The following is a 23,532-nucleotide window of genomic DNA, read 5'->3' as shown; positions in this document are numbered from 1 at the left end:
ATTCAAGTCATTTCTTCTTTGGCAGTTCCACACGGTAGTTGACGTATTTCCCGCCTGTATCGGCTAAAACCACGTTTCCGTCATAGGTTTTTCCCGTTTTTGGGGAATAAAGCCCCTTGACACTTGCTTTGCCGGATTTTAAGAGTGCAGCGGCGATTTTCGGGGTAAAGACAGTTTTACGCTCCTCAAAAAAACGGTCATTCTTCCACATGGTAAAGGTGCAGTCCCGGTCAGAGCAATAATAGTTTTTCTTGCTCTCATGGACGGGAGAACCGCAGCGCGGGCATTTTCCAATGACGGGCTTTTCTTCCTTGAAAAGTTCCTTGTCTTTCTCGGAAAGGAATGGATAGGCTTTCACAAGCTCCTGTGCCATTGCTTCAATGCCCTGCATGAAGTCCTCCGGGTTGGCGTTTCCCTTTGCAATCAGCGTCAGCGTATTTTCCCATTCCGCAGTCAGCTTTGGGGAAGTCAGACTGTCCGGCAGGACGCAGACAAGGTTGATACCGTTTTTTGTAGGGAAAAGCTGTTTGCCTTTGCGCTCCACAAAGCCGGAGTTCACCAGTTTTTCAATGACAGCGGCGCGGGTGGCAGGCGTGCCTAATCCTTTGCGTTCTGCGTCGGCGTTTGTGTCCTCGCTTCCGGCGTGTTCCATAACAGACAAAAGGCTTGCTTCCGTGTGGGGCTTCGGCGGTTGCGTGTCGTGAACTGTTACCTTTGTGGAGAAGCTGGAAAACGTCTGTCCCTCGGTAAAGTCCGGCACATCAGATACAAAATCGCTGTCCCCGTCGTCCGTGTCCGGCTTTCCTTTCAGTGTCAGACGGTAGCGGCGTTCAAGGTCTTTCCACCCGGCATAGAGTACCGATTTTCCTTTTGCCGTAAAAGAATTATCCGCGCAGGAAAATATCGCCGTGACTGCTTCATAACTGTGCGGCTCGGCGGCAGCAAACAGCAGGCGTGCTCCGGCAAGGGTTAAGATATTCCGTTCACTTTCGGGCAATGCTGCAAGGTCGGTTTTCGCAAGCTCCAGAGTAGGAATGATTGCGTGGTGGTCGGACACCTTTTTACTGTCAAGGGTGCGGGACACGTCCGGGGTAAAAGATACGTCCTGCATAAACGGCAGCTTTCCGCAGAGCAGCGCGGCAATATTCGTCGCTGTACCGCCCATGTCGTCGGTCAAAAATGCGCTGTCGGTTCGCGGATAGGTCAGCAGTCGCTTTTCATAAAGGGCTTGCGCCAAATCAAGGGTCTGTTTCGCGGTATAGCCGTAAATACGGTTTGCTTCGCGCTGCAAACTGGTGAGGTCAAAGAGCTTCGGCGGCGATACCGTCTTTTTCTCACGGGTCACAGAAATACACTCTGCCTGTGCGGTTTCACAGGCTGCTTTCAGTTCGTCCGCTGCGGCAGCGTCGGAGAGCTTTTCGCTTACCGCTTCTGTGCCGGATAAGGTAAGCCGCACATGGTAGTATTTTTCTTTCTTGAATGTAGAGATAGCCGCGTCCCGGTCGGCAAGCATTTTCAAGGTTGGGGTCTGGACACGCCCCACGTTCAAGGTGCGGTTATACAGGCAGGAAAACAGGCGTGTTGCATTGATACCGATAATCCAGTCTGCCTTTGCGCGGCAGAGCGCAGACGCAAAGAGCGCGTCATAATCCCGCCCGTCTTTGAGGTTATCAAAACCGCTGCGGATAGCTGCGTCCTCCATTGAGGAAATCCACAGACGGCGCATGGGCTTTTTGCACCCGGCAACTTCATAGACGAAACGGAAAATCAATTCTCCCTCGCGTCCCGCGTCGCAGGCGTTCACGACTTCCGAAACGTCGGCGCGGTGCATAAGCTCTTTTAGGATTTTGAATTGTTTTCCTTTGTCTGCGGCTACGGTGTACTGCCAGTTTTGGGGCAGAATAGGTAAGCTGTCATAGCTCCATTTTCGGTACTGTTCCCCATAGGCGGCAGCTTCCGCAAGCTGTACCAAATGTCCGACACACCATGAAATGAGGTAGCCGCCGCCCTCGATATATCCGTCTTTTTTCTCTTTTACGCCAAGTGCGGCGGCGATACTCTGTGCCACACTCGGCTTTTCTGCAATGACTAACTGCATATAAAATCTCCTTTCGTAATTGTCTAAGAATTAAATTTGCGATAAAATATGTTTGAACAGGGGGTGAAAATATGGGAATCCGAATAACAGGTATTGATGTTCCATTTGGGGGCATTTCATGGGAATATACGGAAACAGAGAAACAGGCAATTCAAAAGTTATTCTTTTTTCTTGAATCAAAAAGGCTTTTAACAAACCCGATTGAAATGGAAATTAAGCAATGGTGCATTGAATCTGCTCTTGAAATCAAGCGTAGGTTGGTAGACACACTCTCTGAATGTGATTTTTCTAAAGATACAATCGGTTGTATTCGCTCAATGATTGGTGCTTGCAATGACTTTTTAGATAGATTAGACACTGTAAAAGAAACAGGAATAATCTTTAAAAATGAAAAGGGCGACTGGGCGAATAGTGCATTTTCTTCTGCTATGAAGCAATTTAGAAATGTATTCAGAGAAAACATAAACCTTTTGTCGAGTGTTTATGGAATAATTTTTACCAAAACCATTCCCACAGAATATTGAAATGAAATCCGCTATCAAAGCAAAATTGGTAGCGGATTTTTTATTTAGGTGGTGTCATTTCCCGATTGTTCAACTTCCGCAAATTTTTTCTCCCGTAGCTGTTTCAAACAGTAGCCCACACAAGGGGCTTGCCCCCGATAGGGACAGGACGCACAAGCCGGAGAAACAGGAACGGGCGGCGTAGGTTCACGCCGCCCGGTAGGTCTTTGTATCATCATTTTTTCAAAAGGACTGTCAGTAAAAAAGGTCATACTTCCTCGCCCTCCGTTTCCCCGCCGCCTGTGTCGTCGGTTTCTTCCAGCTCGTCCTCGTCGTAATCTTCAAAATCGAACTCGTCAAGGTCTGTGCTGCCTTTCACATTCTGTTTCGGTTTCCAAATCTTAAAGTAGTAGAACGCACCGCCACCGCCAAGAGCTGCCACCACAAGGAAGATAACCAAACCGCCTATATTTTTGTTTGGCTTTTCCTGCGGTTCTTCGGGCTGTTCCGGCTCGGTCTGTTTTCCTACGCCCGTACACGCGCTCATCGTCACAGAGCATACCGGGCAAGTGGTATTGATTGCGCCTGCCACGCATTTATCCGTACAGGTGCAGACTGCCGGGGCGGTAGTTTCTTCCGCCCCGATAATCGCCATGAGGTCGGCTTCGTCCACTTGATTTAAGAAATGGACAGTATTTTCGCCCTCGGCTGCATGGTCAATGACAATATAGAAATAGTTGCCGCCTTTGCTTTTCACGACAATAAACTGTTTATCCCCGGACGCTTCGCCGGAAATATCATCAACAAGGCTCATATTGCCCTCCGGGGTAAGGGGCTGCGGCTCGGTTTCCACGATAACGCCGCTGTCGTCGGTGGGAATATCATTGCCCTGTGCATACGCGGTCACGGAAACGCCGCCCATACAGATAAGGGCAAAAAGTAACGTAAGAAAGCTGCGGAAAAATGGTTTATTCTTCATGGTCGGTGTCCTCCTCTCTGGTGAGTGCTTCGGGTACAGTTTTCATGCCGGGAATACCGCCGCCGGAAAGCAGGTCGGTAAGGGCGGCAGGGGTAAGGCGCATGGAGCGCACAAGCTGTACGATTTGCAGGTTTTCAAGTTCCGTTTTCTGTGCAAGCAGCTCTTTCAAGTGTGCCTGCTGTTCGGAAATTTTCTCGCGGGTCTTTTCGATTTCCGCATTGATACGGTCAATTTTATTTGTTGCCATACGGTCAATACTCCTTTCAAATGTTAGTTCCAGTTCATCAGTCCGTAGCCTTTGATACAGGCATAATCAAGGGGATAGCTCTTTATCTTGCAAGCGTCGCCGGAATTGCCCTCTACGGTGTAGACGCGGTTTCCGTCTGTGCCAATGACAAGCCCTACATGGTCTGCACTTCCGTCTAAGTCCCAGTCAAAAAAGATAGCGTCGCCGGGAGCGATATTTTCATAGCCCCGCGCACCCCATTGTCCGTGAGAGGTAAACCACGGAACGCCCTGCGACTGGCAGGCGGCAAAGTGCGGTTCGGATAACCCCGCCTGTCCATAGCACCAGGAAACAAAGCAGGCGCACCATGCAACACGGCTGTCAAATCCGTACCAGCTCCAATACGGCGCACCGCCCACATTTCCGACTTGCCCCTTTGCAAGCTCCACAAGCTGCGGATTGCCGGGGCGCGTCCCGTTTACAAACTGAACGCCGCTTAAATCCTCGGACGCGGACGTATCCGCAGAACCGCCTCCAAACAGCAGGGGCTTATTGCCGCTTGTTTCCAAGTACACCCGGAACATTTGAAGCTGCTCGGCAGTTAAAACTTCCGGGGCAATCGTGGTAATATCCCGGTTGGTAAGGGACACATGGAGAATGTAATACTCATAAGGGACTTGTTCGGTGGTTGTTTCCCCGGTTTCCGGGTCGGTGCTTGTTTCGGTGCGATAGCGTATCTCCACTTCCTCGGTCAGCGTCAAGGTGTATTGCATATCAAAGATACGTTCTAATTCAGCCTGTGCGCTCTGCGGGGTATAACTCTGCAAAAGTGCGGTCAGATAAGAAGCTAAAGCGTGGGGATTATGCCCGATATTATCAAGGTCATAGCGGTATTCATCATAACCGGGATAATCACGCTCGATATTGTCAATCCGCTGTTGCAGCTCATTTTCCATAGCGGCATAGTTATTTTCAACTGCCACAAGGTCGCTGTCCTCGGACGTGTAGGACGTTCCAAGTACGCCGTTCATTAGCCCGGAAAACAGAGAGGAACAGGACGATACCCCGGCTGCTGTCATAATGAACAGAAGCAGCGCAGCTATAAGCAGCACAACACCTTTCCAGTGCCTTGTCACAAATTCAGCGGTTTTCCTCGTTGCCTTTTGGGTATGGTCGGCTGCGGTCTTTGCCGATTTCACGCCGCCAGTCCGTACCGCCTTTGCGTACTGCTTTTTGATTTGCTGTTTCTGCCAGTACCGGGAAAGTGGGTTTGACGCGGCAAGCTGCGGGTTCTTCTGCAAGAGCTTTTGATACTGAAATTCCACGTTTGCCTTGAACGCGGCTTTTTCTGCCTTTGCCGCTGCCCGGTAGGGTTTCAGTTTATGCCTGTGGTAGCCCTCCCGGATTTTCCTTGCCCCATACTTTGCGCCGCGCTCGGTGACTTCTTCGGTCTTATATGCGCCCTCCACGCCGGAATTGTCTTTCTCCACTTCATGTATTTTGTTATGGACGAATATCCCCGCTTCCTGCGCCGGACGGGACAACGGTTTTTTATGGTGCTTGCCGTTTGGCATGGGCTTTTCCCGTTCTTCAAAGTGCAGGCGGGTCTTGCCTTTGCCTTTGGCTTCGTCAAAGACACGCTCTTTGACAAGCACTTTTTCCTTTGGGAGAGCTGCCCGCGCTGCGTCCAAGTTGTCCGCCGCTTTCTGGGATTTTCGGATATATGCTTCAAGCTCCGGGTTGGATAATTCTTCGGCGGTAAATTGCAGCCGGGACGTTTTTACATTGGCTGCGGCTTCCTCCTGCGCCCGTCGTACTGCGTTTTTGGACGCTTGCCGGGTCTGCACTGCGCCGATATGCTCCATGACGCGCTCTGTTTTCCCGGTATCGTTTTTTGGAAAAGTACCGGGAGAGGTAAGCTGTGCCGCCGTGTCCTGCGCTGCCTGCTCCGGCTGTTTGGAGAAATCCGCTTCCTGTTCCCGGCGGCTGATACGCTCGGCGGTTTCTTTGGTTTCGTTCACCTCGATAAGTCCGTCGCGACTCATTTTCTGTGTGATTTTATCACGGGGCTTCAATGGGTCTTTCATGCGGTATCACCTCCATTCCTTTCCAGAGGACGCATTATGCGCCCTCGACTTCCTCCGGCTTTGTTGTCATTACACGGTAAAGCTCTGTATCTTTCGGGAAGCGGTCAACAAACGGCAGCACCACATTCCCATAGAAAATCAGTCCCTCGCCTGCTTCGGAGTGGGTAACATACTTCATCTGCTGCGGGGAAATATTGAGCTGCTTTGCAAGGATAGCCCGGTCGCCCGCCGCTTGATTGAGCATGAGGACAAAATCAGAGTTTTCAAAAATGTTCTCCACCTCGCGGGACGCAAGCAAATCCTTGACATTCTGTGTGATTGCTGTCGGTATGCCGCCCCATTTACGAAATCGCTTCCAAATCTCCACGGAATAGGCTGCGGTCTGTTCTTCTTTTAGGAGCAAATGAAATTCGTCCATGTAATAGCGGGTGGATTTCTTTTCTGCCCGGTTGACGGTCACTCGGTTCCATACCTGGTCTTGCACAATCAGCATACCTAACTTTTTGAGCTGCTTCCCAAGCTGTTTAATATCAAAGCAGACAAGGCGATTTTCAAGCTCCACGTTGGTACGGTGGTTAAAGACATTCAAAGAGCCGGAAACATAAAGCTCCAATGCTGCCGCGATACGGGCGGCTTCGGGTTCTGGCTGCTTCAAAAGCTCGTCGTACAAATCGCCCAAGACAGGCATTTTCTCCGGGTCTGGGTCGGCAAGGAACGGTCGGTACACATTCCTTACGGCGCGGTCAATGACGGTCTTTTCCACGGGCTGCAAGCCCTCCTTGCCGCCGATAACAAGCTCACACAGGGAGAGGATAAAGTCGGACTTCAAGGCAAGCGGGCTGTCGTCCTCGGAGTAGTTGAGGTTTATGTCCATAGGGTTCACATACTGGGGCTTTCCGTCAATGCCCCTGCCAGTCGGAGACAGCCGGATAACTTGACCGTTCAAACGCTGCACAAGGGAAAAATACTCGGCTTCCGGGTCGCAGATAATAATATCGTCGTCGGTAATGAGAAAGGCATTTGCCATTTCCCGTTTTGCCGCAAAGGATTTACCGCTGCCCGGTGTTCCCAAGATAAGCCCGTTTGGATTTTTAAGCTGCTTTCGGTCGCAGAGTATCATGTTGTTAGAAAGTGCGTTCAGTCCGTAGTACAGGGCTGCGCCTGTTTGAAAAAGCTCCTGCGTGATGAACGGAATAAAAATAGCGGTGCTTGATGTGGTAAGTCCCCGCTGAATGGGGATAAGATTTTCCCCAAGCGGAACGCTCGCCATAAAGCCCGCTTCCTGCATATAGTCCAGACGGGTAAGGGCGCAGTTGTTTTTCTGTGCAATGCCCGCCGTGGCGAAAATATCATTGTCAAGTTTACGCTTCGTGTCTGCCATGTTCACCACAAGGAACGTCAGCAGGAACATTCGTTCATTGCGGCTCTGTAAATCCTGCAAAAGATTTTTTGCTTCGTTGCCGAATGTGGCAAGGTCAGACGGGATAATATCCATGTCATAGCCGCTGCGTACCGCTTTCTTTTGTTCCTCGATTTTCATTTTGTCAAGGTCGGTGATTTTGCGCTTAATGGTCTTGATAGCTTCGCTCTGGTCGATACTGCGGATATGCAGATTGACGATAACGCCGTTTTCCAAGTCCAAAATCTCCGATAAGATACGGTCGTTGAGTTCCGGCGCAAGGATTTCAAGGAATGATACCGCACCGATTTTCTTTCCCATGCGGAATGTGCGCCCCTCACCGAAACGGAAAGAGGACGGGGCGATAAAATCCTTTGTAGTAAGCCCGGACGGGATAAGCCAGTCCCAAGAGAAACGGAACGGTTCACCCTCCGGGTGGAAAATCCCATGCAGCATTTCCAAGCGGTCATAGCCTGTCATGGGGTGTGCCGATACGCCCAAGACCTTAAAATTGTTGAGTATATCGGTTTCGATACGGGCAAGACGGGATTTCGCCGCGTTCATGCTGTCCGCTTCAATGGAAAAGGTGATGTATTTATGCTTCACCAGTCCGTTGTTGCCCTTTGCAAGCTGATTTTTCAGCATATCCGCATATTCGTTGCGGATAGAATTAAAAGCGTCGTCCTGCGTCGGGATATGGATAGCACTTTCGGCTTCGCTGCCGCGCCCGCCTTGATTGATGAACGAAAGCTGCACCTGTACGCTTGCGTCAAAGTAGTTGAGGAAATCGCACCAGTTTTCAAAAATGGCGGTCTTATCGTCTGCCTGTGCAAGCTGATAGTTAATATCTTCAAAGGCTACGGTCTTGCTGTACCGCTTCCCGGAAACATGGCAGATACCGTCCGGGAACATCTGCATATAGGGAATGGTCTGCTGTGCGGTGTGGGGCTTCCCGTCGCCCTTTGCGGTCTGTATGACTTCCGCAATCTGTTTCTTTTCGGCGCGGGTTAGCTTCCGTTTAGCCCCGGCTGCGGGGCTTTTTGGCTGCGCCTTTTTTGAAGTTGCCTTTTGCAATCGCTGATACCTCCTTTTCCAGTTTTGCCTGCCGTTCCAGAACGGCGTAGAAATTCTGTGTCTGATAAGGGCGTTCCTTTGGTCGGGTGAATTTTGTATTGATGATGTTTCTAATTACCACTTCAAGAGGCTGTCCGTGTTTTTCATACATGGCAAAGAGGAAACACGGGAGCATAACCACAATCATTACCATAGCAGCAAGGCTTGTCCCTGCACTGTTTTTGAGCAGGAAGAACAGCAGCAAGCCAAGAGCCAACGCCGCCGCAAAGAAAATAAGCTGCCGTTTGGTAAGGTTGAACGCAACCTTTGTTTTTACTTTTGTTAAGTCTTTGGGTACGGGTACATACGCCAAGAAAAAACCTCCTTTCATCAGTGGGCGTGAAAGATTGACTTTGCAAGTGCGCCGGTCTTAAATAGGGAAAAGCACAGGATAACGGTGTAGGCGGCGATTGAAAAAATCGCGCTATGCAGGTTATCCGCAACGGTCAGCGTGTTCACAAGAACCGCATAAATGCCAACGCAAATCATAATGAGAAAGCCTTGAAAGCCAAGTGCGAACAGGGATTTTAGGTAGTTGCTGCCTATTTGTCCCCATTCCCGGTTTGTCATAGTTGCAAATGGGATAGGCGACACCGAACAGTAAAGGTAAATTTCAATCATTCTGCCGTAGAGGATAACGGTTATCAGAACGGACATGATTTTCATGCACAAGCTCACAAGGCTTGTTTCCATGACAAGCAACAGAAGTTCGGGGATTTCCATATCGTTTAGCCCGTCCTGCATGGACGACAGGGCGGCGGTCACATCAATATTGGTGTTGCCGCCGATTACCCCTGCCGCACCGGAAACGACACGCTGCGCCACGTCGAATACTGCCATAGTAATGTCAAAGGTGTGGGTAACAAGATAGACTGCTACCCACGCTTTGAAAAACCACTTGAAGAACATGAATGTATCAACGTCGTGCATATTGTTCTTTTCCGTTACCATACTGATTAGCTCCACGCACAGGACATAGGTAATGACAAGCCCCGCAAGGGGGATAATCACATTTTCCGATAGCGTCTGTATCATGGAAAATATGCTCGCGTTCCAACCTTGCGGGGTCTGTCCCACTTCTGCGGCGATAGTGCCGACTTTCTCGTTTACGTCCCCGAACATAGTTGACAGATTACCGTTGATAGTTCCGATAAGGATTTCCTTTATCCATTCGTTAATCGCGTCAAGTATGCTCTGCATAAGCCTTTACCCGCGCTTCTTAACCGAACAAGCCGGAAAGCAGTGGTACAAGGGTCATACCGATAAGGGCAACGCCGCCGCCTGCCATGAGCTGCTTCATGCCCTGTGATTTTACTGATGTGCGATAAAGAAGTAATAGAAGTGTAAAAAATTTTGCCGTTCCTATCCGGCACTTAGCTCTTGTGTCGGATAGGTCGGGCGGTTATTCGGGCAAGTCCACCTTGCCAACAAAAGAATAATAAATCTCAATGTCCTGTCTGCGGGTCTTGTTCTCGTCATAGCTGCACTCATGCACAACGATTTTCTCTACAAACTCCCGCAGCAGAGTAGGGGTAAGTTCTTCAAAGCTGGTATGCCGCCGGACAACATTCATAAACTTTTCTGCGTTCACGGTGGCTTCCTGTGCTTTGGAAAGCTCCGCTTGAATAGCAGCGGCTCTTTCTTTCAGCTCCCGTTGCTCTGCTTCATAGTCTGCCGACAGCTCTGTGAAACGCTCGTCTGATATGCGCCCGGTCACGCTGTCCTCATACAGCCGCTTGAAGATAGCGGATAACTCGGCTATGCGTTTCTCGGAGGCTTCCAGTTCCTTTTTCTTGGCGGCGTTCCTGCGTTTGCCCCCGTCCTCGTTCTGCTCAATCAAGAGTTTCATAAACCGGGCTTCATGCTTTGCCGCATAGCTGGTCACTTTCCGCAGATTGGAGAGTACACCAGCGGTCAAGAGGTCGGTGCGGATAAAGTGCGCCGTACAGTCATGGGTGCGTTTCTTGTAGTTGCCGCAGATATAACAGTCCTGCTTGCGCTTGTCCGTCTGGTATCGCTGCTGATACATCACGCTGCCGCAGTCCGCACAGAACAGTATGCCGGAGAACAAACCCACTTCATCATAGCGGTTTGGGCGTTTGCGCTGTTTGCGAAGCTCCTGCACCCGTTCCCATGTTTGGGTGTCTATGATAGGCTCGTGGTGGTTCTCGAAAATCACTTGCTTTTCCTCCGGGTTTTCTACGCTGTGCTTGACTTTATAAGAGAGTTTTTCCGTCTTGAAGTTTACCAGGCAGCCCGTGTATTCCCGGTTTTCAAGGATATGCACAACGGTATTGGTTGCCCACTTGCACTCATAGCCGGGGTGGTAGCGGCGTGTGCTGCCCGTCCTGCGGTATTCCAGCGTCCCCGGCGTGGGGATTTGCTGCTCTGTGAGCATACGGGCTATCTTGGTCGGACCGTTCCCGGCAAGGCAGAAGTTGTATATCTGCTTGACTACGGGTGCAGCTTCCTCGTCAATAATGAAATTTTCGTCCTCGTCCATGAGGTAGCCATACACAGGCTTGCTTGTGATGGGCTTGCCACTCATACCTTTTGAGCGTTTCACTGCTTTGATTTTCTTGCTCGTATCTCTCACCAGCCATTCGTTAAAGATATTCCGCAGCGGGGCAAAGTCATTGTCGCCCTGTGCGCTGTCCACTCCGTCATTGATAGCGATGAAGCGGACACCTTTCTGTGGGAAAATCATTTCTGTGTACATTCCCACTTGCAGGTAGTTTCGCCCTAATCTCGACATATCCTTTACGATAACTGTCCCGACTTTTCCGGCTTCAATGTCCGCAAGCATGGCTTGAAAACCGGGTCTTTGAAAGTTCGCACCAGAATAACCGTCGTCCGTGTACCAGCGCAGATTGGAAAAGCCGTTCTGCTTTGCATAGGTTTCAAGGATACGCTTCTGATTGGAAATGGAATTGCTCTCGCCTTGCAGCTCGTCCTCATGGGAAAGTCTTGGGTAAAGGGCGGTAATTGGTTGTTGGTTGGTCTGTCTTAACATAAAATCCTCCGTTTCCGACAGCCAGCCCCACTATTCCGTACCTTGATTGTACCACATGGGGCGGCTGTCTGTATAGCGGCAAAAGCGTCAAATCTGCTTCTTTATGGTCGGTCAAATCGCCGTTTTTTGTGTAGCAGCTTCCGCTTCCAGCACTTTCATCATCTTGTCGGCTGCGGTGTCGGTTGCGCCCTGCTTGAAGAAGCCGGAAACGGTAAGGACGGAGTTGCCCATGCGGATTTCCGTCACACAGTCCGGGCGGCGGTCTGTTTTGGTGGTGCTTGTCTGTTTCGTTTCTGTCATAGGCTCTCCTTTCGCTGCTTCATCAGTTGCTTTAAGCGTTCCAGCTTTTCCTGTGCGGTTTCCTTTCGGAAGTTGCTGCCCGTGAAGCGGACGGGGGCGCACATGGAAGTCAGCCTGTCATAGATACGGGCGTGGGGCGTGTCCTGCGGGTGCTGCAATTCCTCCAGCGTGAGGTTGGTCGTGGCGATCAGCGGCTTGCCGCTTCGGTAACGGCTGTCAATCACGCTGTAAACCTGTTCCAGCCCGTATTCTGTCCCTCGCTCCATACCAAAATCATCAAGTATCAGCAGGGGGTAGCTGCAAAGGCGGGAAATATATTCGTTCCTGCCCTCAAAGCTGGCGGCAAGGTCACCCAGTATCGTTGCAAAGTTTGTCATGCACACCGGGACTTCCTGCTCCATAAGGGCGTTGGCGATACAGGCGGCAAGGTAGCTTTTTCCCGTCCCCACGCCTCCCCAAAACAGGTAGCCGATATTTTCAGCCTGCATGGTTTCCCAGCTCTCCACATAAAAGCGGGCGGTTTCGGTCTGTGGGTTTCTGCCGTTGTCATGCTCAAATGTCCAGTTCCGCATAGCAGGGTCAGTAAAGCCCCGGCGTTTCAAGTCCTCCACTTTTTCAAGGTGCTTCTGTCGGCTTTCGGCGGCTTGCTGCTTTTCACGGGCTGCCCGCTGGCAGTCGCAGTCTGTTGGGTGGCGGTCACGCCCGAAACAAGTCTTTCCCTCTGCAAAATAGGCTTCTTTGGGCGTATGGCACTTACCGCAGTATAAAAGCCCGTCCTCGCCTGTGTAATCCTCCGCTTCGGTGGTAGTGGTTGTAATGTCCGTAATCATAGCTTCAATCTCGTTTTTCATAAGCTCTCGCCCTCCTTGCATGAATAATCGGGTATGCCCTGTTTCGGGGCAGCCTTGCCTTTGGCAGCGTCCTCCTGCGCCCACTTGTAAATGGTGGCTGCATGGCTGTGGTACTGCTTCCCGGTGGAAGCGATATGGCAGGAAAGCCGGTCAAGGTAATACTCCCACTTGTCGGGCAGCTCTGTTTTCAGCCCGGAAAGCTCTGTATCGGTCAGTATCACATTGTTGTATCTGCCATAAGCAGCGGGGGCGGGGTGTCCCGTTTCTCCCTCTCTCTCTTTTTCTATCTCTATCTCTTTCTCTAACTCTATCTCTATCTCTGGTGGACGAATGTCGGACAAATGTCCGCCTTTTGTCCGGGGCGGTAAAAGTGCCTTGTTTTCCAGCCTTGCAGCCCGTTTCCTCTCGGCTTCGGTAGAGGACTGTCCTATCATCAGCTCAATATCGGTCATATAAAAAGCCCCGCTGTCAAGCTGCTCCACAAGCCCCAACTGCCGGAAAATCTCTAAAGCCCTCTCAACCGTCCCTATCTGGTGGCGGGTCAGTGTCGCTATCATCTGCGCTGTGTAGGGGATATGCTCGTCAAGCTGCAATTTCCCGCCGTTTTTCAGCGATTTTAAGTACAGCTTCAAGAGGATATTGGAGTATAAAATCCCGTCTTTCATATCTTCCAGCAGCACAATGGAGTCGCTGTCAAAAAAGTTCTCTTTCAGCTTGAGGTAGTAATACTTGCGGTTATCTGCCATTGTCCCTGTCCTCCTTTTTCCGGCGTTTGGAGTAGTAGTGGGGGCAGAGTATGATAACCGCCCGGAAGCTCTGCTTGCAGCTATGGGTACAGCCCCGGCAGAGGTCGTTGTATGTGATACGGTCGCAGGTGGTATTCCCGACTTTTACTTGCCGCAGGAAAAAAGACCATTCCAGCCGCCGTTTCTTGCTCATTCTTGGCATGGGTGCGCTCCTTTCTGCCGTTTCCGCTGGTGTGGCGGTATCGGCGGTAATTCTGTATCATCTCGGTATCATTTTCGGGGTTTTTCTGCCCTGTAAGCCCGTTAAAAAATCCTTTGGTATTGCGGATAGGGTGCGGGGCAGCCCCCTTGTTCTGTATGGGTTCGGGTACATTTTGGGGCGGTTTTTATCGCTCCTGTTCCTGCCTTTTCACAGGCTTGCGTTCCCGGCGTAAAATCTGGTCGATATTGCCCTTGACAGTCTGTAAGCGGCGGTATTCCTCCCGTTTTGCCCGGTAATCGTTGTAGCCGCTGTTTTTCTCTTTGATAAGGCTTTCAATCTCTGCTTGCAGGGCTTTATAGCTCGGCAGCTTGGAAATGCCGTTCTCCCTGAAATAGCGGGCGGCTGCGTCTGCTATGATAAAGTCGCTTTCATGCTTCTGTCGGTAGGCTGCTTTTGCCTTGGCGTTTTTCTGCTGTTTCAGCCCGTCCCGGACAGGGCGGGTCTTGGAATAGGCAAGCACCTGCCGTTGCAGCTCCTTTTTCCCGTTCAGTGTCTTTTCCACCTGCTTCAGCTCTGTAAGGCTTTCCTGCATGGCGGCATAGGCGGCAGAACAGGCTTCGTCCAGTTCCTCCGGGGAAGAAAAGCCGTACTGCTGGTAGGCGGTAACGGTAGCTGCCATTTGCTTTAGATTGTGCTTTGACGCCCAGCGGTCATAGCCCACGCCCTTGCCCTCGGCTCGCTTGGCTTCCCGGTCAACCATGCGCTGCAAGGTGTTGTCTGCCGGGGTGGTTTTTGTGGTTTTTTCCCCTTGTAACGGCTTTTTAACTGCGGCAGGATATTCGGGTATGGCTTTGGTCTGTTCGGCGGCTCTGTGGGCGTTCTGCGTGAGCAGGGCAAGGACAGCAGCCTTGTCAAAATCGTCCCCCAGCTTCCGGGCTGTGATAGGCTTTGTCCTGTCCGGTGTGAGGTAGGAAAGCCGCCCCCGGCTCTCCTTGACGGTCACACCCTCCCGCAGCAAAAGGGAAGAAAACTCGTCAAAGCTGGTAGCTTGGGAAAGTGCCTGCCGTATCGTCCGGCGCAGCTTCGCCTTGTCCGTTTCAAACTTGGTGGGCTTGGTCGGCTGTCCTGCGGCTTCTCTGGCGGCGTTCTCTTTATCAAGGGCAAGCTGCCCTTTCTTTGCCGCCCAGTATTCCCGTTCGGTTATCCGTTCCTTGCTGCCGTTCAAGAGGTCGATTTGGTAAAGTCCCTCCCGGTGGCACATCTCCATGACTTCACTCTTGAAATATTCCATAGCGGCGTTGGTGCAGCGGTGCTTGCAGCCCTCCCGTGTGTCGGCTGGTCTGTCCATGTAGGGCAGAAGCGGGACTTCATAAATCCGCAGGGAGTTGATGACGATATGCACATGGATATTGCCGCTGTGGTTATGCCCGTCCGGGTGGGTGCAGACTAAGGCTTGGTGTCCGGGGAAATGCTCTTTACAGAACTGCTCGCCCAGCTCCTGCGCCCGGTCTACGGTCAAGCCGTTGTCTGTCCCGTCCCGTGGGTCAAAGCTGATGATATAGTGGTGGCTTTTCACATCTTCCCGTTTTTGGTTTTTCTCATAGCGGAGATTAGCCCGCATACAGGCAACAGCGAAATCCTCGCCCCCACAGTTGAGGGAAGAAATGCGGTAATCCTCCCTCGGTATCAGCCGCCCGTTTTCATCAAGGGTGGGCTTCATGGTAAACTCGTCATGCTCAAATGTGAGATAGGCTTCCGCTGCGCCATAGTCGGCATTTTTAGAGCTGATATGTTTGAATGTTGCCAACAGCGTCACCCACTTTCTGCAAGACTTCAAACTTTAGGGCAGCAAGGTCGGAAACTGCCGCCCGTACCTCCCCGGCAAGTTGCGGGTAGGGGCTGTGCCACTCGTTCAGTGTCCGGGCTATCTGGTTTAAGTTGCCGCCGATCCTGCCGTATTCGGCGGTCAGCTTCCCAACAGCGGCAAGCAGCTCGTCGTTGACGGGGGAAACGGTTATGATGGGGCGTATGGCTGCCCCGGTTATGGCTTGCCGGATAAACTCGGCTTGGCTCATGTTGTAGGCAGAAAGCCGCTGGGCAAACTCGGCGTATTCTTCCTCGGTCATGCGTGTCTTGACTACCCGGCTGCGGTGCGGCGTGTTGTATCGTTTTCGCATGGTAAAACCTCCTTTCTGTGCGTGGTGTCCTCTCACTAATAGGAGAAAAACGGGGTGTGAAGCGGAACTGTTTTTGAAAAATCCGAAAAAATATTTTGAGGGATTTTTAAGCGGCGCAAGCCGCATAAGCAGGGTTTGGGGAAGGCACTCCCCAACAAGATTCCCGCAGGGGCAAAATGAGCGAAAAGCGAATTTTGGTACTGCGGTAGAATCTTGCTCTAAAAAACTACCGCTTTCCTCGGCGGCTCTGGTTTGCGGATATACTGGCTTGCTCCACCAATATAGCGATTGCGGCGGCGTGTTCTGCCCGCTGTTCACCACTACAACGGTGAAAAGGGGTCGTTTTGGCAAACGCAGCGGAATTTTTTTTGTTTTCCCTGTCTGCTCCCTACAACAATCCGGCGGTGTGGTTTGCCAAAGATTTTTGAAAATGGGCGCAAAAAAAGCAGTAAACCTTTTCAAGATTTACTGCTTATCTGCCGCTGTGATGGGCGGCGGTATTAAATTGTCAGCCGTTTTTCAAATGGAATTTATCTGCAATCGCTTTCTTTCTGCTTTCCAATTCCTTTTCTGTAATCTTCCATAATCCTAACGCAATGATCTGCTATCTTTTGCATTCCGAGTTCTTCAAAAAAGGCAATTTGTATTTTCATCAGTTCTTCACAAACAGTCAACTTCTGCTCATCCATATTGCTAATAGCAAGCCATGGGAACGCTTTATATTTCTTAGTGTCCCCAATGAGAAAATTGTACCCTATCAACTCATTTTCACGGAAAACGAAATAGAATTGTGGGCCTGAACCTGGAACTGACTTTTCCATAATTTGCTGCATTGTTCTCACGCCGCCGTATGCCGGAAAAAAACCTATTCGCTCAAGAGCATTTAATATGTCAATCCTTTTATCTGTGGGTATGTCTCTATAATTGATAATCTGTTCCATTTGCTCTACCCTCATTGAAGTTTAATTTGTCAGGCTCTAATTATACAACTTTTCTGTTTAGCGGTCAAAGCGGAACTTCAACAGGCTTTCTATCAGTTGCCTGACGATATGCTCCTGCATATCCGTGTTAATCTGTCCGTCCATTTTCGCACAAGAGCGGACATATCCCGCATAATGGGATAAGACGGCGGCAACAGCTTCCGGGTCGCCCTCGCTTGCCTTAACGATTGTCTCATAGGGAAGTAGCTGGCTCATAGGACAAACCCTCCAACTCTGCCCGTAGCCGCCGTAAAATCATCTGAATACGCCGCCCGGTTGTGTTGCCAGCCCGTCCATATCTCCGTCCAATCTCCCTATGCGTCAATCGTTGGAAGTAGTACAAGAAAATGATTTCCTGTTCCATCTGTGATAGTGCGGACAGGGCTGCGGCAAGCTCTGGACTTTCCAAAAGCACCATCTGACCACAGACGAAAAGCGGATAGCTGGTCATGCCGGATTGCTCCGCAAAGTATTTATCTGTGGTACTGAATGGATAGTGTTTTTCTTCTATCAGATATTCAAGTGAGATTTCCCGCTTGCGGCGGCTCCGTATGCTCCGGGCTGCGTCTATGGCAGCGTGGCGAATAACAGTCTTGCAAAAGGCATCGTGTGTATGCCGGATATGTTCTTGATACTTTTCGTGTTCGGTCATGGAAAATCCCCCTTTCTGAATAATGGCAGAGGGCGGCAGCATCTTGTGCTGTCGCCCTCTTGATTACCGAACAGCAAAGACGGGCGGGGCTGTCAACGGCGGCGCTTTTGCGCCGTTCATCTTGACCGTTGACAGGCTCGGCTGGGTTTGCTACAAATTCTATCTCTTTATGATTTGTCGGAAAAACTCCTTACCCAAACAAAAACTACAATCGCAGTTGCAATGAGTAATTCCGCAAGAATTACAGAAGCATTCCATATTTCAAAATAGAAATGCCCAATGAAATAGACCGCAAAAAAAATCAAATAAATTCCAATCGAATACATAATATTTTTGGAAATTTGAGTGCGTTTCTGTTCCCTAACTAACATCTGTTTCTGTTGTTGTTCCAGAATTTCTGTTTTAACCGATAATTCATCTATCTCTGATGGTTTTAACAGATAATCCACGGTAACATCGAATACTTTGCTTAGTTCAACAATCTTTTCTACTTCGGGTATGACCTGCCCAGTTTCCCTTAGTTAAAGATATGAACCCTCTTTATCAGTCTACTTTTCCAATAAATCGGTAATATATCTCTATTTCCTGTATTCTTTCGTTCTCCTCATTCGTTGTTGCTTCGTGAATAAGGATTTTTTCTATCATTGCATTTAATAACGGTGCTGTCAGTTCCTTTGGTACGGAATACTCCTTGATTAACTCAATCCACCTTTCAGCACCTATCATATCCTGTTCCATTTTACTTAATTCTTCTCTTAGGTTGGTTATCTGCTGTTCCAGTTCTATCTGTTCTTTCTGATATTTCCCCGACAGCATGATGAAGTTTCGTTCCGTTATCTTCTCACAGGCTCTATCTTCGTACATTTTCGCAAACAAGCGGTCAATCTCATTTTGTCGGTTCTCGGCTTTCTTCAAGGCACTTGCCTTTTTCTTCTTTTCCCGTATTCGCTCTGCATTGCCAGCCTTTTGTATCTTATTCAACACCTTTTCTTCGTCCTGCTGTACTGCCTTAGCCCAATACTGCAATCGTTCCAATACGGCTTGATACAACACATCATAACGGATATAGTGCATAGAACAAGTACCTTTGCCAAACTGCCCGTAGTAACTGCAAGCATAATAACTGTATGGCGTTTTATTTGCCTTATTTGTCGCAAACCGCATAGACCAGCCACAATCCGCACACTTGACAAGCCCTGCAAATATCGGCGTTGCTTTTTCCTTTGTCTGTCTACGCCTTGATTTTATCTGTTCCTGCACACGATAGAATACTTCTTTGTCAATAATCGGCTCATGCGTGTTTTCTACTCGAAACCATTCACTTTCGGGTTTTCGTACTTTCTTCTTGCTTTTGAAAGAAATAGTTGACTGTCGATTATGAACGCTGTTGCCGATATAGACTTCACTTTTTAAAATTGCCTTAACATGAGCAATCGTCCATTCATAACGCTTGCTGTCGGGCTTTCCCTCAAAGATATGTGCAAAAGTACCATACCTTGTAAAATTCAGCCAAGACGCTGTCGGAACTTTTTCTTCTCGCAGTACCTTTGTGATTTTGGCACTACCGTAACCTTGATAGGCTAGGGAGAAGATTTTTTCAACAATCCATTTTGTTTCCTCATCAACCAGCAGTTTTCCTTTGATGTCGGGGTGTTTCTTATATCCTAACGGAGCATAAGCCCCATAATACGCACCCTCTGCAAATTTTGTCTTAAATGCAGATTTCACTTTACGGCTTGTATCTCTTGCCACCCATTCATTGATGATATTCTTAAATGGTGCAATCTCACTTTCGCCTTTTTCGCTGTCTACACCGTCGTCAATCGCTATGTAACGGACATTATGGCTGGGAAAATACAATTCTGTATATTGTCCTGTCATAATATAATTTCTGCCAAGTCGGGAAAGGTCTTTCGTTACAACACAGTTGATTTTTCCTGCCTCTATATCTTCAATCATTCTCTGGAAACTCGGTCTTTCAAAATTTGTTCCCGACCAGCCGTCATCAATATACTCATCAATCACATTCAAATGATGTTCTTTTGCATATAGACGCAACATACTTCTTTGTGTGGTAATGCTGGAACTTTCGCCCTGTAATTCATCATCTCGGCTTAACCTAAGATAAAGTGCAGTATTGTAAATCTGTTGTTTCATTGTCAGTTATCCTCCTTTATAACTAACCCGTGTTTACAATACCTGCTTGCAAGTAAAGTATAACACGGGTACTTTTTGTCATTCAATCTATTTCTTACAACTGCACCGATTTTATGCGATTGTCTGCTTTGCTTTTTCCAGCATAACATCCGTCAGAAGTTCTTCCATTGTCTTTCCCTTTTCGGAAAAATGCTCTTTTACAACAATCTTTGTTTTTCCTCTGTTGCCAATGCCACGCTTATTATCTGTCTTTTCCTGCCTTGTTTTTACAATATCAGCAATAACACATACCCCCTTTCTGTAAAAATCTTTTCTAAGCAATTCAACGGCTTTTGTCATAGCCCACAGGAGTTCTACCTCTGCATAGTTCTTATGTAGCCGTACCCATTGCGTGCGACGCTCTGAACGCTCAAGCTGTGGCTGTACGGGAGTATCATTATCAGACAGGACAGGTCATGGCGGTAGGAAAGGACAAGTTTCTTACAGGAACACAGATAAGGCTCGCTCACTTTAGCAGGGAAAAGGTCATGGCGTATCTGTTTCAACGGCTCGCTGTCTGTCAAACGTATTAAATTGCTTTATTCAGTTGTCAAAGAACATGAAAGAAGAAAATCGTCTTTCCTAATATACCGCGTTGGAAAAGAGCAGAAGCGTAACCAATCTTCAAAACTTTTCTCTTTTCCTGCACCATATAGGGAAAGAAAGTGTCATTCTGCTAAGTTGGTGATGAAAAAATCTGATTTTCTTTTCACACCCTAACTACCCATGCAACACTATTACTACCAACTATGGAATGAAAGATTTTCTTTGCTCCATATAGGGAACGGAAACTACGGATTGTTAAGTTGAAATTGAAAATCGTTTCTTCTTTCACATCATATAGGGACAGCAACCACCGATTTAATGACCTGTTTTCAAAAAAAGTCAGATTTCCTTTCCTTGCACCATATCTGTACGCAAGTAACCGTTTTGTTGCAGATTTTTTGAAGAAATTAAAAAATACCGTCATTCCCTTGTGGAACAGCGGTATCTTTCTCAATCATATCTGCTATGTCTGTTGTCATTTGTTTGATTTTTAATTCCTGCTTTTCTGTTAGTCTTGTATGTCTGTCGATTTCTTCCAGATAATTTGCCCCTGTTTTCTTTTCAATCTCTTTTATCATCAATAAAGAGGGCATTACCTGTCTTTCTAACCAGCGTTTTGTTTTATCCATATTGACTGCGACAGGTGTCATAACAAATGGAAGTGAAGTCATTACATTATCTAAAAATATATCCCATAAAATATAATCGGGAAAATCTATCTGTGTGAGAATAAGGTTCGCTATGGTCTGTTCGGGATTTCTTGAAAAAACAAATTGTTCTATCGTTTGTCCTGCTTTTTCATTTTTCAAACGAATTTCAAAGCGGTTCTTAATGTCTGTTTTTATGCCTTTGCTTTTTTGTTCCTTTTCTTTTTCATATAGGCAAAAGTAGATAGAACTATTCTTTGAACCGATATAAAAAGTTTTTGCAGTATCTCCATTTGTACCCGATAATTTTCCGCTGTCTACTGCTTCATGGGTTCTTGAACGTTTCCATACCTTGTTGGCATAATAGCGTTCTCTTAGAATTTCTATATCCAGCAATCCACCCATATCATTGACTGCCAAATCTATGCGTTTAAAAACACCTTGATAATCTATACAACAGCTTAAAAAGCAATACCAGTCTATCCCTCTTGCCTGTAAAACATATTCCAAGTTCCGACACCCCATACCTCTTAATTCCAATAAAACACCCATAGAACTATCTTTAGAAGCATTTACACTAATATCCCCATAGACATACTGTTCTTCATAACCATACATTCCATAATCTTCATGGATAAAATATTCGCTCTTCATTGCCAGTATATTTTTTATAATTTCCAATGCGTCTGTGGTAGGAAAACGAACACGCAGATAGTCAATCGTTAAAGTGAAAGGCTGAGTACAATTACAATAATCAAGATAATGCAAAAGTATATGTTTCATTTCTTTACTGGCTTTTGTTTTTCCGTTTTCAATTTCATTTAAGTTCTGCCTGCTGATTTGTAGTTCCTGTGCCAGTCGTGATTGCGAGTAATCACAGGCATTTCTCTTTTGCTTTAATGTTTCAATAAATTTTATATCATTCATGCTTTATTCCTCCAATCAAAAAAAGGCATATACTCATAGGAGCATACACCTTGTATCTTATATTTATTTTCTATTGATATGCTGTTTTAGACCTGTCGGGTAGAAAAAATAGGGTGTGAAGTGAAATAAGTTCTTATAACCTTATAAATCGTTGCATATCAGCAGTTTTGTATTTGTTTTTGCTCTTGTCTTTTGTAATAGTACCCCCCTGTTAGATAACGGGGGCTTTGAACGGCTCGCAAGCTCGCCGAACCGCCGAAGCGAACCGCCCCCTTGCAAGCATGGCGGAAAAATCTTAAGGATTTTCCCGCCAACGTGGTCGGATCGCTCCGTCGGTTTAACAGCTTTTCTGTTTCTCTCTAGTTATCTACGCATATAAATCAAATCGGTTATTCCGTTATAAGTCTGTGTTTTACAAAGCCTTAACTTTATTTCCCTGTCTATGTTGCCCAAAAGACGAACCCCATTTCCTAACAGAGTAGGAATAACAGAAATGTAATATTTATCAATCATATTTTTGCTTACCAACTGCTGAACAAGATTTGCTCCGCCACAAATCCAAATATCCTTTCCTGCTTCTTGTTTTAGCCGTTCCAATAATAAAACAGGATTTTCACTTGTAAAATGAATTTGTTGGGAAGAATTGCACTCTTTATGTGTTAATACATAAGTTGTAAATTTATTATATACCCATTCTTGCGGAGAAAGTTCAGTAACAACCTGATGAGAAGTATTCCACCCCATTAAGACAGTATCTATATCTTTGGTAAATTCTGTATAAGTGTCGATGTTTTCATTGTCATTTCCATGACCATTTAGCCAAGCTACTCCACCATTACCGTCCGCAATATATCCGTCAAGGCTCATGGCAATAAATAAAACTACTTTTCTCATTTTTTCTCTTTTATAAATACAAACAGGAATTTATTTCTCTTTTTTACTCATAAGGGAACAACTGATTGCTACAAATAAACCCATTAAAATCCATGGAAATGCTGCTCTTATAAAATCACTAACCATACTTTATTCCTCCTTAAATTCCAATTTCCTTAGTTCTACAAACTGAAATTTTTGCCTATGAATGTATCTTGTTCTTTATACGCAAACAGGCTTCTGTGTGCATAATCCAATGTCTTGAAAACGGCATTTGAATTAGTCCACAAATATCTTTATTACACCAATAATCAATCAGCCAAATTGCTTTTTCATTGTCGTTTACTACATTCAACGATTCTAAGTATCCTTTTCTTTCTTTCGGTATTTTTCTTTTCAATTCATCATAAGATAACCGTTCAAGCATTTTCTCAGTGCTTTCCCATACTTCGAAAATATATAAATATAATTCTTCCAGATTAAGCTGTTTTGAAAAGTCTGCAATCTGCTGTTTCATGAGTTCATTTCCTGTTGTAATGATAGGTGAATTGATACGCTCTTGATAATTGCCTGCAAAAAATACTTGTTCATCTTCATTTATCACTGTATGCACAACTATATCTTCAATGCGGAAAATATGCCAAATAGAATAAGCAATCGTCTTACTATGATAACCATCAGCGTTTATGAAGGGGATTGAGTTAAAATCTTCTCTGCATAATTCTTCTTTGAAAGATACTAAGGTTTGTATTAACTGACTTCGTAAAGTAAGTAAAGTATCAATACCCCTCTTATAAGTATCTTTCTTTTTTATTTGTGCCTGCATTGTTTTATTAAGTTCAGACCATTCCTTATTCATATTCAATCCTCTCTCAAATTCTGATTTTATCGCCCCATACAGTCGAGTAGACTAAAGCCTTGCAACTTTAGCCCCTCACAGATCCGTACGTGCGGCTTTCCCGCATACGGCTCCTCATAATAACATTCACTTTAATATAAGCAATAGTACGTCTTTGG

General features: G+C 47.2%; 26 protein-coding genes. 2 read left to right on the top strand and 24 right to left on the bottom strand.

What is annotated here, in order from left to right; genetic code table 11:
* Window positions 1-7 precede the first annotated feature (7 nt).
* Entirely contained in the window at window positions 8-2,098 is a 2,091-nt protein-coding gene (locus H8S17_RS12530) for a DNA topoisomerase 3 (RefSeq protein WP_186867559.1), read from the bottom strand.
* Between the two features lie 71 nt (window positions 2,099-2,169).
* Between H8S17_RS12530 and H8S17_RS12525 the strand changes: the two genes are divergently transcribed.
* Window positions 2,170-2,622 carry a DUF6650 family protein gene (locus H8S17_RS12525; RefSeq protein WP_186867558.1) on the top strand — a complete coding sequence of 151 codons (453 nt, stop codon included), beginning with the start codon at window positions 2,170-2,172 and terminating at the stop codon, window positions 2,620-2,622.
* Between the two features lie 44 nt (window positions 2,623-2,666).
* Here H8S17_RS12525 and H8S17_RS16560 read toward each other — a convergent pair whose 3' ends face one another.
* The 15 genes from H8S17_RS16560 to H8S17_RS12455 all read right to left on the bottom strand — a co-directional run bounded on the left by H8S17_RS16560 (window position 2,667) and on the right by H8S17_RS12455 (window position 15,694).
* Complete coding sequence (locus H8S17_RS16560) at window positions 2,667-2,873, bottom strand: hypothetical protein (protein WP_118616129.1); 207 nt, start codon at window positions 2,871-2,873, stop codon at window positions 2,667-2,669.
* Window positions 2,870-3,580, bottom strand: a complete 711-nt coding sequence (locus H8S17_RS12520; RefSeq protein WP_186867557.1) for a DUF4366 domain-containing protein — start codon at window positions 3,578-3,580, stop codon at window positions 2,870-2,872. Before H8S17_RS12520 ends, H8S17_RS16560 begins: the two co-directional genes overlap by 4 nt.
* A complete protein-coding gene (locus H8S17_RS12515) occupies window positions 3,570-3,827 on the bottom strand; it encodes a DUF4315 family protein (RefSeq protein ID WP_173821067.1) in 258 nt (85 codons plus the stop codon). The genes H8S17_RS12520 and H8S17_RS12515 overlap by 11 nt, the downstream gene beginning before the upstream one ends.
* A 23-nt stretch (window positions 3,828-3,850) precedes the next feature.
* Entirely contained in the window at window positions 3,851-5,851 is a 2,001-nt protein-coding gene (locus H8S17_RS12510; RefSeq protein ID WP_186867597.1) for a C40 family peptidase, read from the bottom strand.
* Window positions 5,852-5,927: 76 nt separating this feature from the next.
* Complete coding sequence (locus H8S17_RS12505; protein ID WP_186867556.1) at window positions 5,928-8,366, bottom strand: VirB4-like conjugal transfer ATPase, CD1110 family; 2,439 nt, start codon at window positions 8,364-8,366, stop codon at window positions 5,928-5,930.
* Entirely contained in the window at window positions 8,311-8,718 is a 408-nt protein-coding gene (locus H8S17_RS12500; protein WP_186867555.1) for a PrgI family protein, read from the bottom strand. The genes H8S17_RS12505 and H8S17_RS12500 overlap by 56 nt, the downstream gene beginning before the upstream one ends.
* A gap of 17 nt (window positions 8,719-8,735) precedes the next feature.
* A complete protein-coding gene (locus H8S17_RS12495) occupies window positions 8,736-9,605 on the bottom strand; it encodes a VirB6/TrbL-like conjugal transfer protein, CD1112 family (RefSeq protein WP_118523587.1) in 870 nt (289 codons plus the stop codon).
* 19 nt (window positions 9,606-9,624) lie between these two features.
* A complete protein-coding gene (locus H8S17_RS17125) occupies window positions 9,625-9,771 on the bottom strand; it encodes a Maff2 family mobile element protein (RefSeq protein WP_177294030.1) in 147 nt (48 codons plus the stop codon).
* Between the two features lie 36 nt (window positions 9,772-9,807).
* On the bottom strand, window positions 9,808-11,418 hold the full coding sequence (locus H8S17_RS12485; RefSeq protein WP_118469360.1) for a recombinase family protein: 1,611 nt from the start codon (window positions 11,416-11,418) through the stop codon (window positions 9,808-9,810).
* A gap of 111 nt (window positions 11,419-11,529) precedes the next feature.
* Window positions 11,530-11,718 (bottom strand): transposon-encoded TnpW family protein, encoded by a 189-nt coding sequence (locus H8S17_RS12480; protein ID WP_002569233.1) that lies wholly within the window; start codon window positions 11,716-11,718, stop codon window positions 11,530-11,532.
* Window positions 11,715-12,569: an ATP-binding protein gene (locus tag H8S17_RS12475; RefSeq protein ID WP_009255551.1), complete on the bottom strand. Its 855-nt coding sequence runs from the start codon at window positions 12,567-12,569 to the stop codon at window positions 11,715-11,717. The genes H8S17_RS12480 and H8S17_RS12475 overlap by 4 nt, the downstream gene beginning before the upstream one ends.
* Window positions 12,566-13,315, bottom strand: coding sequence for a phage replisome organizer N-terminal domain-containing protein (locus H8S17_RS12470; RefSeq protein ID WP_006555734.1), 750 nt, complete (start codon window positions 13,313-13,315; stop codon window positions 12,566-12,568). Before H8S17_RS12470 ends, H8S17_RS12475 begins: the two co-directional genes overlap by 4 nt.
* On the bottom strand, window positions 13,305-13,517 hold the full coding sequence (locus tag H8S17_RS12465) for a hypothetical protein (protein ID WP_058966390.1): 213 nt from the start codon (window positions 13,515-13,517) through the stop codon (window positions 13,305-13,307). The genes H8S17_RS12470 and H8S17_RS12465 overlap by 11 nt, the downstream gene beginning before the upstream one ends.
* A gap of 184 nt (window positions 13,518-13,701) precedes the next feature.
* Window positions 13,702-15,324, bottom strand: a complete 1,623-nt coding sequence (locus H8S17_RS12460; protein ID WP_118670446.1) for a relaxase/mobilization nuclease domain-containing protein — start codon at window positions 15,322-15,324, stop codon at window positions 13,702-13,704.
* Window positions 15,296-15,694, bottom strand: a complete 399-nt coding sequence (locus H8S17_RS12455) for a plasmid mobilization protein (protein WP_025486349.1) — start codon at window positions 15,692-15,694, stop codon at window positions 15,296-15,298. The genes H8S17_RS12460 and H8S17_RS12455 overlap by 29 nt, the downstream gene beginning before the upstream one ends.
* A gap of 73 nt (window positions 15,695-15,767) precedes the next feature.
* Between H8S17_RS12455 and H8S17_RS12450 the strand changes: the two genes are divergently transcribed.
* On the top strand, window positions 15,768-16,280 hold the full coding sequence (locus H8S17_RS12450; RefSeq protein ID WP_186867554.1) for a hypothetical protein: 513 nt from the start codon (window positions 15,768-15,770) through the stop codon (window positions 16,278-16,280).
* On the opposite strand, the gene H8S17_RS12445 is transcribed toward H8S17_RS12450, so the two are convergent.
* The 8 genes from H8S17_RS12445 to H8S17_RS12410 all read right to left on the bottom strand — a co-directional run bounded on the left by H8S17_RS12445 (window position 16,225) and on the right by H8S17_RS12410 (window position 23,374).
* On the bottom strand, window positions 16,225-16,635 hold the full coding sequence (locus H8S17_RS12445; RefSeq protein WP_287711283.1) for a hypothetical protein: 411 nt from the start codon (window positions 16,633-16,635) through the stop codon (window positions 16,225-16,227). The two genes, H8S17_RS12450 and H8S17_RS12445, sit on opposite strands and share 56 nt — an antisense overlap.
* Before the next feature lie 57 nt (window positions 16,636-16,692).
* Window positions 16,693-16,890, bottom strand: coding sequence for a helix-turn-helix domain-containing protein (locus H8S17_RS12440; RefSeq protein WP_005921293.1), 198 nt, complete (start codon window positions 16,888-16,890; stop codon window positions 16,693-16,695).
* On the bottom strand, window positions 16,868-17,326 hold the full coding sequence (locus H8S17_RS12435; protein ID WP_023921375.1) for an RNA polymerase sigma factor: 459 nt from the start codon (window positions 17,324-17,326) through the stop codon (window positions 16,868-16,870). Before H8S17_RS12435 ends, H8S17_RS12440 begins: the two co-directional genes overlap by 23 nt.
* Window positions 17,327-17,869: 543 nt before the next feature.
* On the bottom strand, window positions 17,870-19,483 hold the full coding sequence (locus tag H8S17_RS12430; RefSeq protein WP_186867553.1) for a recombinase family protein: 1,614 nt from the start codon (window positions 19,481-19,483) through the stop codon (window positions 17,870-17,872).
* Window positions 19,484-19,594: 111 nt separating this feature from the next.
* Window positions 19,595-19,822 carry a hypothetical protein gene (locus tag H8S17_RS12425; protein ID WP_042741427.1) on the bottom strand — a complete coding sequence of 76 codons (228 nt, stop codon included), beginning with the start codon at window positions 19,820-19,822 and terminating at the stop codon, window positions 19,595-19,597.
* A 653-nt stretch (window positions 19,823-20,475) separates the two neighbouring features.
* A complete protein-coding gene (locus tag H8S17_RS12420; protein ID WP_004614023.1) occupies window positions 20,476-21,642 on the bottom strand; it encodes an XRE family transcriptional regulator in 1,167 nt (388 codons plus the stop codon).
* 363 nt (window positions 21,643-22,005) lie between these two features.
* Window positions 22,006-22,536 carry a dihydrofolate reductase family protein gene (locus H8S17_RS12415; RefSeq protein ID WP_002303421.1) on the bottom strand — a complete coding sequence of 177 codons (531 nt, stop codon included), beginning with the start codon at window positions 22,534-22,536 and terminating at the stop codon, window positions 22,006-22,008.
* Window positions 22,537-22,717: 181 nt separating this feature from the next.
* Window positions 22,718-23,374 carry a hypothetical protein gene (locus H8S17_RS12410; protein ID WP_002303420.1) on the bottom strand — a complete coding sequence of 219 codons (657 nt, stop codon included), beginning with the start codon at window positions 23,372-23,374 and terminating at the stop codon, window positions 22,718-22,720.
* Window positions 23,375-23,532: the final 158 nt, after the last annotated feature.

Source organism: Roseburia zhanii (genome assembly GCF_014287635.1).
In the GTDB taxonomy this organism is placed as follows: domain Bacteria; phylum Bacillota; class Clostridia; order Lachnospirales; family Lachnospiraceae; genus Roseburia_B; species Roseburia_B zhanii.
Note: the sequence above shows the minus strand (reverse complement) of the source record. Positions and strands in the feature narration are given on the sequence as shown.